Origin of the sequence: Nocardioides sambongensis, from assembly GCF_006494815.1 — a bacterium.
Lineage (GTDB): Bacteria > Actinomycetota > Actinomycetes > Propionibacteriales > Nocardioidaceae > Nocardioides > Nocardioides sambongensis.
In genome coordinates this window covers 3,848,856-3,863,562 of the sequence record NZ_CP041091.1, presented here as the reverse complement: position 1 = coordinate 3,863,562, position 14,707 = coordinate 3,848,856, and the positions used below count along the sequence as shown (strand labels likewise).

The following is a 14,707-nucleotide window of genomic DNA, read 5'->3' as shown; positions in this document are numbered from 1 at the left end:
AGATCGGCGCCTCGGTCGGGCGGGCGGCGCACCGGGCGGTGTCGAGGAGATCGGCGCCTCGGTCGGGGCGGGCGCCGGGGTCGGCCGTTCCTGGGCGGGGACGGGCTGCTCGACCCGCTCGGGCGCCGCCCGCTCCGAGCGCGACGGCTGCGGCCGGTCCTGGCCGGGCGCGGGGCCGGGGAGGGAGCCGGGGCGACGGTGGGCGTGCCGGTGATCGCGATCCGCCGCTCGAGCCGGTCCAGCCGGGCCATCACGCCGTCGGTCGAGTGGTCCGCGCCGGGGAGCAGCACACGGGCGCAGATCAGCTCGAGCAGGAGCCGCGGGGCGGTGGCGCCGCGCATGTCGGTGAGACCGGCGGCGACCAGGTCGGCCGCGCGGGTGAGGTCGGCCCGCCCGAACCGCGCGGCCTGGGCGACGAGCCGCTCGGCCTGGTCGGCGGCCACGTCGATCAGGCCGGTCGCCGGCGCATCGGGGACCGCCGCGACGATCACCAGGTCGCGCAGCCGTCGCAGCAGGTCCTCGGTGAAGCGACGGGGGTCCTGTCCGGTCTCGATCACCCGGTCGACGACCCCGAAGACCGCGGCGCCGTCACCCGCGGCGAAGGCGTCGACGACGTCGTCGAGCAGGGTGTCGGGGGTGTAGCCGAGGAGTCCGGTGGCGAGCTCGTGGGTGACCCCGGCCGGACCCGCACCGCCGAGCAGCTGGTCCAGCACGGAGAGGGTGTCGCGCGCGGAGCCGGCGCCGGCGCGGACCACGAGCGGGAGGGCGGCCGGCTCGATCGCCACGCCCTCGCGCTGGCACAGGTCGGAGAGGTATCCGGTCAGCAGGCGCGGCGGGATCAGTCGGAACGGGTAGTGGTGGGTCCGCGACCGGATGGTCGGGATGACCTTCTCCGGCTCGGTGGTGGCGAAGATGAACCGCAGGTGGGGCGGTGGCTCCTCGACCAGCTTGAGCAGGGCGTTGAAGCCCTGCGTGGTGACCATGTGGGCCTCGTCGATGATGTAGACCTTGTAGCGGCTCTTCACCGGGGCGAAGAACGCCTTCTCCCGCAGGTCGCGCGCGTCGTCGACACCACCGTGGGAGGCGGCGTCGATCTCGATCACGTCGATCGACCCCGGACCGTTGCGAGCCAGGTCGCGGCAGCTGTCGCACTCGCCGCACGGGTCCGCGATCGGGGCCTTCTCGCAGTTGAGGGCGCGGGCCAGGATCCGGGCGCTGGTGGTCTTGCCGCAGCCGCGTGGCCCGGAGAACAGATAGGCGTGGTTGACCCTGTTGTTGGCCAGCGCCGCACGCAGCGGCTCGGTCACGTGCTCCTGCCCGATCACCTCGGCGAAGGTCTCCGGCCGGTAGCGGCGGTAGAGGGCGAGCGGCGAGTCCACTCCTGAACCCTAACCACGGGCCCCGACACAGCGAAGGCGGGCTGCGCCAGGGCGGCCGCGCGGCGGCGACGAGGGACCGCGGGCACGAAAGGCCCCCGTGCACCCGACAGAGCCCACTTACCCTTGCTGCCTTCCGGCCCTGGGGGAGTTGGGTGAGATGCCGCCGCACGGGGGTTGGCCCCACCATAGACGACGGGCCCGTCGGCCCCGAAGTCCGGGCCGCCGGCTCGCCCGGCACCCGCACCACCGCACGGTTCAGGGCCCGGCTGGGTGCTCCGGTGCGTCGGCCCAGCTGCGACCCACCACCCGCAGGCCGGACGCGCCCGCGGTCAGTTCGGCGACCACCGCCGCCACCCGCTGCTCCTCGCCGTCGCCGACCCCGAGCCGGAGCGCCACCCGCTCGGCGTAGTCGGCCCCGAGCACCGCCACGCCGCGTGCCCGCAGTTCGCTCTCCACGCGTCCGGCGTCCGCGTGATCGAGCACCAGCTCGTGCTCGACGACCAGGCTGCGACGTACCGCACCGGCGTCGGCGACCGCCGCGCGCACCGCGTCGCCGTAGGCGCGGACCAGTCCGCCGGCACCGAGCAGGGTGCCGCCGAACCAGCGGGTGACCACGGCGACGACGTCGCTGAGCCCGGCGCCGCGCAGCACCTCGAGCATCGGCGCCCCCGCGGTCCCGGCCGGCTCGCCGTCGTCGGAGGCGCGTTCCACCGGCAGCGGGGCGGGCCGATCACGAAGGCCGAGCAGTGGTGCCGGGCGTCCCCGTGCTCGCGGCGCGACCGGTCGACCACCGCCCGCGCGTCCGGCTCGGTCCCGACCCGGGCGAGCGTGCAGAGGAACCGGGACCGCCTGACCTCGATCTCGGCCTCGACGTCGCGGGCGATCGTCCGATAGCTCACCACGTCAGCGACGGTATCGCCCGGCTCGCCACGGCTCCCGGGGCCGATTTCCACGGATCCGCACCCGACCGGTAGCCTCCTCCGCGGAGGTATCGCCTAGTGGCCTATGGCGCTCGCTTGGAAAGCGGGTTGGGTTAACAGCCCTCGGGGGTTCGAATCCCCCTACCTCCGCCGATCGGACGGCGTCGCCAGGTGCGGCGCCGTTCTGCATTTCCCGCGCGCTCATGCCCGCGAGCCGGGACCGCGCACCATCTCCCGCGCCGGGCTCAGCGACGCCGCCGCGCCAGCACCGGCCGCAGGGTCAGCGCGACCACCAGGAGGCCGCCGCACACCAGCCCCCACCAGACCGCCTCGCTCCGGGTCTCGGCGAGCACGTCGGCGGGCTTGCGTGGGGCCGGCGCCCGTTGCGCCGCCTCCGTCGACGACGCGCCGGCGTCCTCGGTCCAGGCACCGGCGCGGCGCTCCAGCGCCGCCACCGGCTGCACCACGCCCTGGCCGGTGAAGGGGCTGTTGGTGGTCACGTTGCCGTCGGCGGTCCGCAGCAGCCGCTGACGGATGGCGGAGGCGTCCGCGGTGGGGAACCGCGACCAGACCAGCGCGGCCACCCCGCCGACCTCGGCGGCGGCCCAGTCGCTGGACGGCGCCTCGAGCCAGCACGCCCGACCGTCGAGCCCGCGGGAGACGCCGTCGCCCGCCGGGGCGGCGATGTCGATGTCGGAATTCGGCAGGAAGGAGCCGTTCGCCTCGGCCCCCCAGGGCACCGGGTCGACGCCGACGGCCAGCACCTCGGGGTGGGCGGCCGGCCAGGCCAGGCCGCGGGCGTCGGCAGGTGGCGGCAGGGTGCCCTCGGAGACCGCGAAGTCGCCGAGCACGGACCCGGCGCTCTCCGCCGGCCGATCCCCGCCCGTGGCGACGACCAGCCCGCCCGCACCGATCACCGCGTCGAGCGCCGATCTCAACGCCCCGGTGCGCGCGACCACGAACGGCACGACCACGACGGTCCGGGCCGAGAGCTGCCCGGAGCGCAGCTGCGCCGCGACCGCCTGCAGACCCTCGGCCAGCACGCTCGCGGACGGGTACTGGACCTCCTCCGAGGCGTCCTCACCGGTGGCGGGCGCCTCGTAGACCCACACCGAGTGGACCCGCGCGGCGGGGGCGAACCCGATCGGCACCGCCGGGTCGGCGCCGTCGGCCGGCTGATCGGGTCCGTTCACGATGCCGGCGACGACGCTGGCGTGCGGAGTGACCACCTCAGTCCCGCCCTCGTAGCCGTCCGGCCGCAGCTGGGTGAGCGCGCCGACCTTCATCCCGGAGTCGACCACGACCACGTCCACTCCGCCGCCCGCGGCGATGCCGAGCCTGCTCAGCTCCTCGTGGGCCTCGGGGATGTCGAGCCGCTCGTAGGGGGTGTTCGTCCCCGACACCGGGTCGGGTGAGTCGTCGGTCTGCAGGCAGTCACTGCCCTCGGCTGCCGTCGCCGGCGCCACCGGCGTCGCGACCAGCGCGACAGGTGCCGCGCAGAGGCTCAGTGCGAGCGCCGCGGCGAACCGTCGCGGGCCGCGACGCCGGTGCTGCAGGCGCAGGTGTCTCACGAGCACGTGGGGGTCTCGGAGGTGTCGGGCGGGCACAGTGCCGCGTCGCGGGAGAGCTCCACCCCCGGCTCGAACAGCTTGATCCACACGTCCGGCACGACCACGTCGTCCACCGACCCGTAGCCCAGGTTCTCCAGCTCCAGCTCGCCCCGGATCGGGTACGCCACCCCCCGGTCGTCGATCAGGTACGGCGAGCCGCCCGTCGACAGCGGCCAGTCCCCCGAGCGGACGACCGCGCCGAGGCCGGGCGCGACCTCGGCGTCCACCGGATCGGTGACCTCCGAGGAGTCGGCCTCCTCGCCGGGGTCCACGGCGAGGTGCACGGCGGGCTCTGCGTCGGCCTCGGTGTCGAGCACGGCGCAGATCGACTCGTACTGGGTCGGCTGGTCGCCCACCGGGATCTCGGTGGGCCAGCGCGCATCGGCGTTCAGCGGGCCGAGCAGGTCGAGCGCGACACCGGCCCCCACGCTCTGCTCCTTCGGGTAGGCGGAGCCCTTGGCGGCGGCCGGCATCGGGGTGGCCCGGAGCACGGCGAGGCCGAAGTCGCTGAGCGAGGCGGTGCCGGCCCGGGTGAACACCACCGGCTGGCCGTTGCTCAGGAAGTAGTCGCCGTTGCGGGCGGTGGACGGATAGCCCGCCTGCCGCAGGTCGGCGGAGATCGGCTCGCCGAACCCCTCGATCCCGAGACCGGTGGGGTCCAGCGCGCCGCCGCTCGGGAAGAGCGCCAGCCACTTCTCCGAGACCCGCACCGCGTTCGACTCGTCGAGGCCGAGCGAGGTGTAGATCTGGTCCGGTCCGTCCGGGAGGGCGTAGGAGTAGGCCCGGTCGGGGCTCCCCTCGACGTCGGTGGCGGCGGCGATCAGGAACCGCTGCCGGCCGGCCTGCACCAGGAACGGCGCGTCCTCGGCACTCGTCACGTCGGTGGACTCACCGATCCGGGCCCGCACGCCGGGCGTCGCGCCCGTCTCGCCGCCACCGACGCAGGCGGTCCACCCGGTGTTGTGCAGGTCGGAGGCGGGCGGCACGGTGGACGGGGCGTTGACGATGCCGATCGGCGGACCCTTCGGCACGTCGGCGATCTCGTCGGTCGACGCCTCCTGCATCTCGGTCTCCGCGCCGAGGATCAGCTGGGCGGAGGTCACGTTGACCACCTGCCGCAGCGGCGGCTCGTCGAAGCCGGGGATGTCGTCGGCCAGGATCACGTAGAGCGTGCCGCGGTCGTCACTGACCAGCCCGACCTGGTCGAAGTCGACCTCGTCGGTGTCCTTGAACACCCCGAGGATCGCGGCGCCGGCCATCAGCAGCACGGCGAGCGCGACGCCTCCGATCACCGCCCGGCCCGGTCGGGCCGGCTCCACCTCCCGGCCACCCGGTGCTCCGGAGACGAACGCGGTCACCAGGCGCCGGCGGCTGAAGGCATACGCCTCGACGAGGTCCTTCTTGGTCGCCATCGCCGCTCAGATCGCCTCGGAGATCGCGCCGAACAGACCGATCGCGACGACCAGCAGCGGGATCAGCGCCACCAGCGCGACGGTCTCGAGCACGTCGCCGAGTCGGCCGCGGCGCACCGACGGCGCGCTGGGCGCGAGCGTCGCGGCGACCAGGATCCCGCCGGCGGCGGCGAGCACCACGGCCAGCGTGGGTCGCCAGTCGGGGTGGAGCAGCAGCACCGAGGTCGCGGTCACCGCCAGTCCGGCGATGCCGGAGGCCAGCCCGAGCCCGACCTCGGACCGGGTGCGGTACTGCCGGGTGCGCAGCATGACGATCGCGCAGGCGTCCACGGCGAGCAGCGTCCCGGCGACACCGAGCCCCACCGCCAACGGCGCGACCAGCACGATCAGCAGCCCCACGGTGCCGGTGATCGCCATCAGGATCTCGTGGGCGGTGCGGGCGTCCCCGGCAACCCGTGCACGGTCGATCTCGGCCGGGTCGGCGGTGATGTCGGCGACGGTGTAGAGGGTGTCCACCTTGGTCGAGGTGGCACCGAGCGCGAGCCAGGGGAAGACGCTGCCGAGCATCACCACGACGGCGAGCACGGTGACCAGGACGTCGGCCGGAAGGTCGCCGTCCGGCTCGATCGCGCGCATCGCCAGGCCGGTGGCGACGCCGATCGCGCCGAGGACCACCGGCGGGAACATCAGGATCCGGCCGGGGCCCAGACCGATCGCCCCGAGCAGCCCGGCCGTCAGGGCGGCGGCGCCGGCGTAGGCGATCGGCTCGGTGAAGAAGGGCACGTCGGTCGGCGCCAGCGCCAGACCGCCGACGACGGCGTAGACGGTGCCCAGCCAGCCGAGGGTGACCGCGGCCTCGGGCTCGCGCTGCACCCGGGAGAGCACCACGCCCCCGGAGACCAGTGCACACGCGACCACCAGCGCCGCCGCGGCGGCCAGGCTGGAGTCGCGCTGCACCCAGAGTGCCAGCGCGCCGAGGCCGAGCAGCAGCCCCGCCGCGACCAGCGCTGTGCGACGTCCGGCGGCGGGCTCCCAGGGACGCAGGTCGTGCTCGACGATGTCGGTCATCGCCTCGACCACGTCGTCGTAGATCCGCGGCACCTCGTCGTCCACCCCGGGCGCGACCATCAGCAGCCCGCCGTCCTCGACGCCCTGCAGCGTGAGGCCGGTGTCGACCGCGAGGCGGCGCCCCTCGGCGGTGACCACCCGATAGCCGCCGTGGGCGGTGGCCGCGTCGAGGAGACCGACGCTGCGCGCCAGCTCGGGCAGCAGCTCGGCGAGCGGGACGGCACCCGGCAGCACCAGGTCCACCCGCCGGGTGCCGGAGGTCACCGTCACGCGCACCAGTCCCGACGCGACCGAGCCTTGCGTCATCCGAGCCTCCCCGCAGGTTCCGAGATCGGCATCCTGGCACACCACCGCTCCCGGTCGCCGCCGAGGTCGCCGCCCGCGCGGGCGGTGGACGGCCGCGACAGGGAGAAGGGACCGACACCGAGGTGTCGGTCCCTTCCAGGACGGTCAGTGACCATCAAGCCATGAAGCGGTTGGCGCCTCGCCGGTCCGCCGCGGCATACTCGGCGTTGGAGACGTTGACGGTGGAACCGCTGTCGTTCAGGACGGTCCGCAGCTCCGCCATCGCGCCGTCCCACTGGCCCTTCGCCACGTGGTAGGCGATCTGCTGGTCACCGGACCACTGGCTGCGCAGCGGCTCGAGCTCGCGCTCCAGGCGGTCCAGCCGCTCGTCCATCTTCTTGACCGTGGTGCCGATGTCGGCGGCGGCCTGCTCCAGCGCCGCGTGGTTGACCCGGAGGCCGTCGATGTTGTTGCCCATTGTGCTGCTCCTCGTGTGTCGAGTTCGTCGGGTGGGGATGCCGGGGTGGTCGGAGGTGCTCAGCCCTTCACGTGACCGAGCTTCTCGGTCAGCGTGTTGACGAAGCCGCCGGCCTCCTCGTCGGTGTTGACGTTGTCGCGCTCGGTCTCGGTCAACGAGGCCGAGAAGGTGTCGAGCGCGGAGACGACCACGCCGTGCTTCTCCTGCCAGGTCGCCTCGAAGGCGCCGAACGAACGGCCGCCCTGTCCCTGCCACTGGGTGCGCATGTTGGTGAGCTGGTCGTTCAGCGTCCGCGAGTAGGCGGTGAAGTCGCTGCGTGCGTCGGCGACCAGCTGCGCTGCCTTGCTGAGTACGCCTTCGCTCTGGCCGAATTCGGCGGAGTTGCCCATGGTGTCTGCTCCTCAGGGATGCGGCGGCTGGGCCGCCTGTCGTGGATTTCGATTTCTCCGATGGCCTCCCGAGCACTGCCAAGAAGCCGACACCGACCTGCTACCCGACCCCCGTCGGGGGCTAAACATCAACCCGTGAGTTCCCACAGGGACCGGAAGAGACCGACCGCCACCACCAGCGATGCGATCGCGAACGAGCCGAACAGCACCTCGCCGACCTCGGCCCGACGGGACCACCAGGGCGAGCGCCACCCGCGCCCCACGGCCACCGCGAGGACGGCCAGTCCGACGCCGCCGAGCACCACGGACAGCGTCACCGCCACCAGGCGGTCGCCCTCCCAGGTGGTCAGGGCCACCCCGACCAGGAGCAGCAGGCAGCCCAGTCCGGCCAGGCGCAGCGCCGTACGGGCCAGCCGGTGGCGGTAGGTGCGGGCGACCAGGAGCAGGGTCGCGCCGCCGAAGCCGACCAGGCAGCGTGCCCCGATCTGGTCCAGATGGATGTCCGCAGTGGCCAGCAGCAAGGGAGCGGAGACCACGGTGACGACGAGGATGGCGACCCCGGCGGCGTTGATGCTGCGGGCCCCCCGGGCGGCGATCGCTCCGACGGTCGCGGTGGGCACCACCACCCGACCCCGCTTGCCCGGCGTGCGGTCGCGCGCCGACCAGGCGTTCACCGCGAGTCGCTCCAGGTCGATCAGGTACTCGTCCGGGACGTCGATCGCCACCGTCGGCACGATCCGTGCCGCGAGCACCGCGGCGAGCAGCAGCACCGCCCACACCACCTGGGCCTCCACGCCGGCGATCGCACCCAGCACCGCGACCACGAACCAGCCGGCGCCGACCACGATCCACACCCACAGTCCCTCGTCGGCACCGTCGGCCGGATCGGACCAGGCGCGTCCCAGGGCCGCGGTGACGGCGGCGGCGAGCGCCGCGGCGCCGAGCACCGTGGGCAGCCGCTCCGGCGTCGGGTCCCAGACCACCAGCAGGCAGGCCGCGGCGGCGAAGGCCGGCGCGGTCAGCACCCGGCGACCGGCGGCGGCGCCCACCGGGAGGCAGCCCACCAGCGCGGCAGCGCCGAGCAGGCCGACCACGACCCAGCGCTCGTCGGCCGGACGCTGGAGCCCGGCCCACGCGGCCAGCGCCGCCAGCACGACGGCACCCGCCATCCAGGCGGCCAACCCGGTCGCCGGGTAGGCCGGTGCTCGCCCCGGGTCGGACGTGCGCCGGGCCGCGCCCGCACCGGCAGCGGAGGCCTGTGGTCCGACCGCGACCAGCACCGCACCGGCGTGCAGGCCGAGCTCGGAGAGGGTCCGCTCCGGAGCCAGCCGGCGACCCGTCCGGGAGACCAGCTCCGGGACGCCGCCGCCCGCGTCGGCGGCGTAGGCGCGCGCCACGTCGGCGATGGTGACCGCCGTCGGCACGGTGAGGTCCAGGACGCCGCCCGGGCCGTGCACGCTCAGTGCGGCGGTCTCGCCCGAGAGGCCGGGTCGTGCCGTCGTACCGGACATGGGACCTCCGAGCGTCCTCCTGCGCCTCGGGCGCACCTGACGTGTGGATCGAGCTGGTGGATCGAGCTGGTCGGCGCCGCCGGGTCGACGGTGCCTGCGGTGTGGACCGCTGTTGCCCCGATTACCCGACCAGGTGGCAGGGTAGTCGCACTTCGGCAACTGATCGGGCACGAGGCGGACTGAGCGGATGACACCTGCACGGCAGTACGACGGAACGTGGTCGCGCCACGGCGACCGGGACCGCGGCGCCCCCGCACCAACCCCGGGCCGGGAGCGATGAGCACTCCCGCCTCCCCGCCGCGCCCGCCGGTGCCGCCGAGCTCGCCCCGGCCGCCGGCCGCGCCCACGCCCCGCAGCGCCGGCCGCAGCCCGGCCCCGGCCGCCGGCCCGGTCCCGCTGCGCGGCAGCCGCCGGGAACGGCCACAGATGCCCTCGGGCCAGCTGCGGATCAACGAGCCGCCCGCGCTGCAGCCGTCGGAGGGGCCGCCGGCGTCGCGATGAACGCGATCCCGATGCTCGGCAGCCTCGGCTCGATCGTGCTGGTCGCCAGTCTCGGCAGCAGCGGCGGCAACAGCGCGGTCCGGTTCGTGGCGGCCGGCATGTTCCTGTTCGCCACGCTCGGCTTCATCTTCGTGCAGATCGACCGGCAGCGGAAGCAGCGCCAGCAGCAGGTCACCGGCTCCCGGACTGAGTACCTGCGCTACCTCTCCAGCGTGCGCAAGGTCGCCCGCGACGCCGCCGACGAGCAGCGGGCGGCGCTGACCTGGCACCACCCGGACCCGATCGCGCTGCCCTCGCTGGCCGACGAGCGCAGCCGGGTGTGGGAGCGCTCGCCCACCGACCCCGCGTTCCTGCAGGTCCGCTACGGGATCTGCGCGCAGCCGCTGGCACTGGAGCTGGTGCCGCCGGACACCACCGCGATCGACGACGTCGACCCCGCCGCCGCCTCCGCGCTGCACCGGCTCCTCGTCGTGCACCGGCTGCAGCCGGACCTCCCCGCCTCGATCGACCTGCGTGCCTTCTCCCGGATCGAGGTGTGCGGACCCGAGGACGAGGCCCGGGCACTGGTCCGCGCCCTGCTCTGCTCCGCGGCGGCCTTCCAGTCCCCCGACGGGCTGCAGATCGCCGTCCTGACCAGCGACGGCACGCTGGCCCACTGGGACTGGACGAAGTGGCTGCCGCACGCGCACAGCCAGCACCAGACCGACGCGGTCGGACCGGCCCGGATGGTGAGCACCTCGCTCAGCGACCTGACCGCGATGCTGCCCAGCGAGCTCTCCGACCGGCCGCGCTTCGGCGCCGACGAGCGGTCCCCCCTGCCCCACCTGATCGTGGTCACCGACGACGCCGAGCTCCCGCCGGGCAACCACGTGATCCCCCCGGACGGTCTGCACGGCGTCACCGTGATCGACCTGCCCTCCCGGTGGCGCGAGCTGGACGACGCGGACACCCTGCGCCTGGAGATCCAGGACGAGGCCCCCACCACCGACCCGGTCACCGGCAACACCACGGTGCCGCTGCTCGCGGTGCGGGTCCGCAACGAGCCGATCCGCGCCCGGGGCGACCAGTGCGACCTGGCCACCGCCGAGGCGCTGGCCCGGCGGCTCACCCCGCTCTACACACCGAGCGCCGGGAAGGTCGTGGGCGAGGACTCCGCGGAGCTCGCCGGCCCCACCGACTTCATGGACCTGCTCGGCCTGGGCGACGTACGGACGCTGGAGCCGGCCACGGCCTGGCGGCAGCGACCGGCCCGCGACCGGCTCCGGGTGCCGATCGGCCTGGGCGAGGGCTCCTCGCTGGTGCACCTGGACATCAAGGAGTCCGCCCAGCAGGGCATGGGCCCGCACGGGCTGGTGATCGGCGCGACCGGGTCGGGCAAGTCGGAGTTCCTGCGCACCCTGGTGCTCGGGCTGACCCTGACCCACTCCCCGAGCAGCTCAACCTGGTGCTGGTCGACTTCAAGGGCGGCGCCACCTTCGCCGGCATGTCCGAGCTGCCGCACGTCTCCGCGGTGATCACCAACCTCGCCCAGGAGCTCACCCTGGTCGACCGGATGCAGGACGCGCTCTCCGGCGAGATGGTGCGACGCCAGGAGCTGCTCCGCGAGGCGGGCAACTTCGCCTCCATCCGCGACTACGAGAAGGCGCGGGCCGCCGGCGAGGACCTGGCGCCGCTGCCGTCGCTGTTCATCGTGGTCGACGAGTTCTCCGAGATGCTCTCGGCGAAGCCGGAGTTCATCGACCTGTTCGTCGCGATCGGCCGGCTCGGCCGCTCTCTGGGCCTGCACCTGCTGCTGGCCTCCCAGCGCCTGGAGGAGGGGCGGCTGCGCGGACTGGAGTCCCACCTCTCCTACCGGATCGGCCTGCGCACCTTCAGCGCCCAGGAGTCCCGGGCCGTGCTGGGCGTGCCGGACGCCTACGAGCTGCCCGCGGTGCCCGGTCTGGGCTACCTGAAGCCCGACCCGACCTCGATGGTCCGGTTCAAGGCGGCGTACGTCTCGGGGCCGCCGAGCGGTCGGGCCGCGGTGCGCCGGGGCAAGGGCGGCAAGGTCCGCGGCATCCTGCCGTTCACCATCTCCGAGGTGCAGGAGTTCGACGAGCCGGACCCGGAGCCGGAGGAGATCGCGGCCCCCACCGACCGGGACACCGACTCGCTGCTCGACATCGCGGTCCGGCGGATGACCGGCCACGGGCCGGAGGCGCACCAGGTCTGGCTGCCCCCGCTGGACGTGCCGGACACCCTCGACGAGCTGATGCCGGACCTGGCGCCGCATCCCGAGCTGGGCCTGGTCTCGGCGCAGTGGCGCGGCCGCGGCCGGCTGGTGGTGCCGCTGGGCACCGTGGACCGCCCCCGCGAGCAGCGGCGCGACACGCTGAGCGTCAACCTGGCCGGCGCGGCCGGCCACGTCGCCGTGGTGGGTGGTCCGCGCAGCGGCAAGAGCACCCTGCTGCGCACCCTGGTGACCAGCCTGGCGCTCACCACCACGCCGCTGGAGACGCAGTTCTACGTGCTCGACTTCGGTGGCGGCACCTTCGCGCCGATGGCGCACCTGCCGCACGTGGCCGGCGTCGGCAGCCGGTCCGAGCCGGAGGTGGTACGCCGGATCGTCGCCGAGATCAAGGTGATGGTGGACCGGCGCGAGGCCTACTTCCGGGCGCACGGCATCGACTCCATCGAGACCTACCGCAGCCGACGGTTCGGCCAGGGTCGCAACGGCACCGTCGACGACGGCTACGGCGACGTCTTCCTGCTGGTCGACGGCTGGAGCACGCTCCGCGCGGACTTCGACGACCTCGAGCTGGAGATCCAGCAGCTCGCCACCCGCGGCCTGACCTTCGGCGTGCACGTCGTCGCCGGCGCCGCCCGCTGGGCGGACTTCCGCGCCGCGATGCGCGACCAGCTGGGCACCCGGCTGGAGCTGCGGCTGGGCGACCCGCTCGACTCCGAGGTCGACCGCAAGGTCGCCGCCCTGGTGCCGGCCGGCCGGCCGGGGCGCGGCCTGGTGCCCGGCAAGCTGCACTTCCTCGGAGCACTCCCCCGGATCGACGGCGACGGCGCCGCGGACACCCTCGGCGACGGGGTCGACGGGCTGATCACCAAGGTGGCCAAGGCGTGGAACGGGCCGTCCGGCCCGAAGCTGCGGCTGCTGCCGGACCGGATCGACCTCACCGACCTGCGCGCGCAGGCCGGTGTCGGTGGCGGAGGCCCGGCGGAGGGAACCGACCGGCGGATCCTGCTCGGTGTCAACGAGCGCGAGCTCGCCCCGGTCGGGGTCGACGTCGACGCCGAGCCGCACCTGCTGCTCTTCGGCGACGGCGGCTCCGGCAAGAGCACCGTGCTGCGCTCCTACTGCGCCGAGATCATGCGGACCCGCAGCGCCGAGGAGGCGCAGATCCTGCTGGTGGACTACCGCCGCTCGCTGCTCGGCGAGATCCCCGAGGAGTACCTGCTCAACTACCTGACCTCGGCCAACCAGGCGCAGCCCGCCCTGCGCGATCTCGCGGCCTACCTGGAGAGCCGGATCCCCGGCCCGGACGTGACGCCGGAGCAGCTGCGCAGCCGCTCCTGGTGGACCGGGGCGGAGGTCTTCGTGGTGGTCGACGACTACGACCTGGTGGCCACCCAGCAGGCCTCACCCGTGGCGCAGCTGCAGCCGCTGCTCGCCCAGGCCCGCGACGTCGGACTGCACCTGGTCGTGGCGCGCCGCTCCGGCGGCGCCTCCCGTGCGCTCTACGAGCCGGTGATCCAGTCGCTGCGCGACCTGGCCATGCCGGGCCTGCTGCTCTCCGGCAGCAGGGACGAGGGTCCGTTGCTCGGCAACCTGCGTCCGAGCAAGGCCCAGCCCGGTCGCGCCCGGCTGGTCAGTCGTGACGCCGGCGTGGAGACGCTGCAGCTGGCGTGGACCCCGCCGAGTCTGTGATCTCCTCACCGCCCCGGCCGCCCACCACCAGCGCGGCCAGGGCGGTGGTGATCGGCACCGCGAGCACCAGGCCGATCGAGGTGACCAGGGTGCGCACGATCTCCTCGGCGAGCTGCTCGGTGGAGAGCAGGTCGTGCAGCGGGCGGGCGTAGACCTGGTAGAGCATCAGCACCAGTAGCGCGGTGCCGACGTAGGCGAAGACGATGGTGTAGATGGTCGAGGCGATGTGGTCGCGACCGATCCGCATGCCGGCGGCGAAGAGCCCTCGCCGCGAGGTCCCCGGCGCCACCGCCCGCAGCTCCCAGACCGCCGACGCCTGGGTGATCGTGACGTCGTTGAGCACGCCGAGCCCGGCGATGACCAGTGCACAGCCCAGGAGCGACTGGAAGTCCAGGCCCGGGGCGAGGGCGGCCAGGAAGGCGCCGGACTCCTCCGAGATGCCGACCAGGTTCGCCCGCTGCAGGGCGAGCTGGCCGAGGCCGGCGGTGAGGGCGACGCCGACCAGGGTGCCGGCCAGCGCGGTGCTGGTGCGCAGCGAGAAGCCGTGCGTGGTGTAGAGCACCACGAACATGATCGCGGTCGACCCGGCCAGCGCGACGCCGACGCCGGGAGCCCCCTCGAGCAGCGCGGGTAGCACGAACCACCAGACCACGGCCCCGCCGAAGGCCATCCCGACCAGGGCGAAGAGTCCGCGCCACCGGGCGATCAGCAGCACCACCCCGACGAAGAGCAGGAAGAAGAGCAGCAGCGTGGAGTCGCGGTCGATCCCGGAGTAGGAGTAGGCGACGCCGTCCTCGGTGGGGGTGCGCTGCAGCTCCACCCGGTCTCCGGGCTCCAGGCCGCTGTCGACCACCTCGGCGGCCACCGCCACGGCGACCTCGCCGTCGTCACCGAGGTCGACTCTCAGGTAGGGGCAGCCGCGGGCCGGCGTCGTACCGTCCTGCGCGGCGGTGTCGGAGCAGTCGGTGACGATCTCGGTGATCTCGCCGACCGGGAAGGAGACGCCCTCGGCGGCGTAGCGGCTGGCGTCCTGGTCGTCGCCGAGGGCGGTCGCCTCCCCCGTCGGCCACCACGCCACCAGGCCGGCGAGTGCCGCCAGGAGGCAGACGGCGAGCCCGGCGAGCAGCACGTTCGCCGGTCCGCGGGCGACCTGGACCTGCTCGTCGACGTCGCGGTCCGCCCGGTGCGCATGCCCCTTGCCCATGGTCGCCAAGTGTGAGGGCTCCCGCTGAACG

At 74.2% G+C, this 14,707-nt stretch carries 10 protein-coding genes, 1 tRNA gene, 1 other RNA gene and 2 pseudogenes; 4 read left to right on the top strand and 10 right to left on the bottom strand.

Going from position 1 to position 14,707, the window contains the following annotated elements; all coding sequences use genetic code 11:
* Positions 1–17 precede the first annotated feature (17 nt).
* The 3 genes and pseudogenes from FIV43_RS21695 to FIV43_RS23315 form a co-directional block, all read right to left on the bottom strand.
* A pseudogene (locus tag FIV43_RS21695) lies at positions 18–1,370 on the bottom strand (DNA polymerase III subunit gamma and tau); the annotation flags it as partial.
* Positions 1,371–1,465: 95 nt separating this feature from the next.
* Positions 1,466–1,556, bottom strand: an RNA gene (ffs, locus tag FIV43_RS17935) — signal recognition particle sRNA small type.
* Between the two features lie 78 nt (positions 1,557–1,634).
* The gene (locus FIV43_RS23315) at positions 1,635–2,090 is read right to left on the bottom strand and encodes a YigZ family protein (protein WP_269204035.1); all 456 of its coding nucleotides are present in this window, start codon (positions 2,088–2,090) and stop codon (positions 1,635–1,637) included.
* A gap of 273 nt (positions 2,091–2,363) precedes the next feature.
* On the opposite strand from FIV43_RS23315, the gene FIV43_RS17925 reads away from it, so the two are divergent.
* Positions 2,364–2,449: transfer RNA gene (locus tag FIV43_RS17925), tRNA-Ser, on the top strand.
* Between the two features lie 95 nt (positions 2,450–2,544).
* Here the strand turns inward: FIV43_RS17925 and FIV43_RS17920 are convergent.
* The 6 genes from FIV43_RS17920 to FIV43_RS17895 all read right to left on the bottom strand — a co-directional run bounded on the left by FIV43_RS17920 (position 2,545) and on the right by FIV43_RS17895 (position 9,052).
* Positions 2,545–3,870, bottom strand: coding sequence for a type VII secretion-associated serine protease mycosin (locus FIV43_RS17920; RefSeq protein WP_181407575.1), 1,326 nt, complete (start codon positions 3,868–3,870; stop codon positions 2,545–2,547).
* Positions 3,867–5,321: a type VII secretion protein EccB gene (locus tag FIV43_RS17915; protein ID WP_141015228.1), complete on the bottom strand. Its 1,455-nt coding sequence runs from the start codon at positions 5,319–5,321 to the stop codon at positions 3,867–3,869. The genes FIV43_RS17920 and FIV43_RS17915 overlap by 4 nt, the downstream gene beginning before the upstream one ends.
* Before the next feature lie 6 nt (positions 5,322–5,327).
* Positions 5,328–6,695, bottom strand: coding sequence for a type VII secretion integral membrane protein EccD (gene eccD, locus FIV43_RS17910; protein WP_141015227.1), 1,368 nt, complete (start codon positions 6,693–6,695; stop codon positions 5,328–5,330).
* A gap of 154 nt (positions 6,696–6,849) precedes the next feature.
* A complete protein-coding gene (locus tag FIV43_RS17905) occupies positions 6,850–7,152 on the bottom strand; it encodes a WXG100 family type VII secretion target (protein WP_141015226.1) in 303 nt (100 codons plus the stop codon).
* Between the two features lie 59 nt (positions 7,153–7,211).
* Complete coding sequence (locus FIV43_RS17900; protein WP_141015225.1) at positions 7,212–7,541, bottom strand: WXG100 family type VII secretion target; 330 nt, start codon at positions 7,539–7,541, stop codon at positions 7,212–7,214.
* Between the two features lie 128 nt (positions 7,542–7,669).
* Complete coding sequence (locus FIV43_RS17895) at positions 7,670–9,052, bottom strand: ubiquitin family protein (protein ID WP_141015224.1); 1,383 nt, start codon at positions 9,050–9,052, stop codon at positions 7,670–7,672.
* A gap of 276 nt (positions 9,053–9,328) precedes the next feature.
* Between FIV43_RS17895 and FIV43_RS22815 the strand changes: the two genes are divergently transcribed.
* From FIV43_RS22815 to eccCb, 3 genes and pseudogenes are all read left to right on the top strand, one after another.
* A complete protein-coding gene (locus FIV43_RS22815; protein ID WP_231123503.1) occupies positions 9,329–9,553 on the top strand; it encodes a hypothetical protein in 225 nt (74 codons plus the stop codon).
* Positions 9,550–11,303 (top strand): annotated as a pseudogene (gene eccCa / locus FIV43_RS22810) (type VII secretion protein EccCa); the annotation flags it as partial. The gene FIV43_RS22815 and the pseudogene eccCa, both read left to right, overlap by 4 nt.
* A gap of 219 nt (positions 11,304–11,522) precedes the next feature.
* Complete coding sequence (gene eccCb, locus FIV43_RS22805) at positions 11,523–13,472, top strand: type VII secretion protein EccCb (RefSeq protein ID WP_407938913.1); 1,950 nt, start codon at positions 11,523–11,525, stop codon at positions 13,470–13,472.
* On the opposite strand, the gene FIV43_RS17885 is transcribed toward eccCb, so the two are convergent.
* Positions 13,414–14,676, bottom strand: a complete 1,263-nt coding sequence (locus FIV43_RS17885; protein ID WP_141015223.1) for a YibE/F family protein — start codon at positions 14,674–14,676, stop codon at positions 13,414–13,416. The two genes, eccCb and FIV43_RS17885, sit on opposite strands and share 59 nt — an antisense overlap.
* Positions 14,677–14,707: the final 31 nt, after the last annotated feature.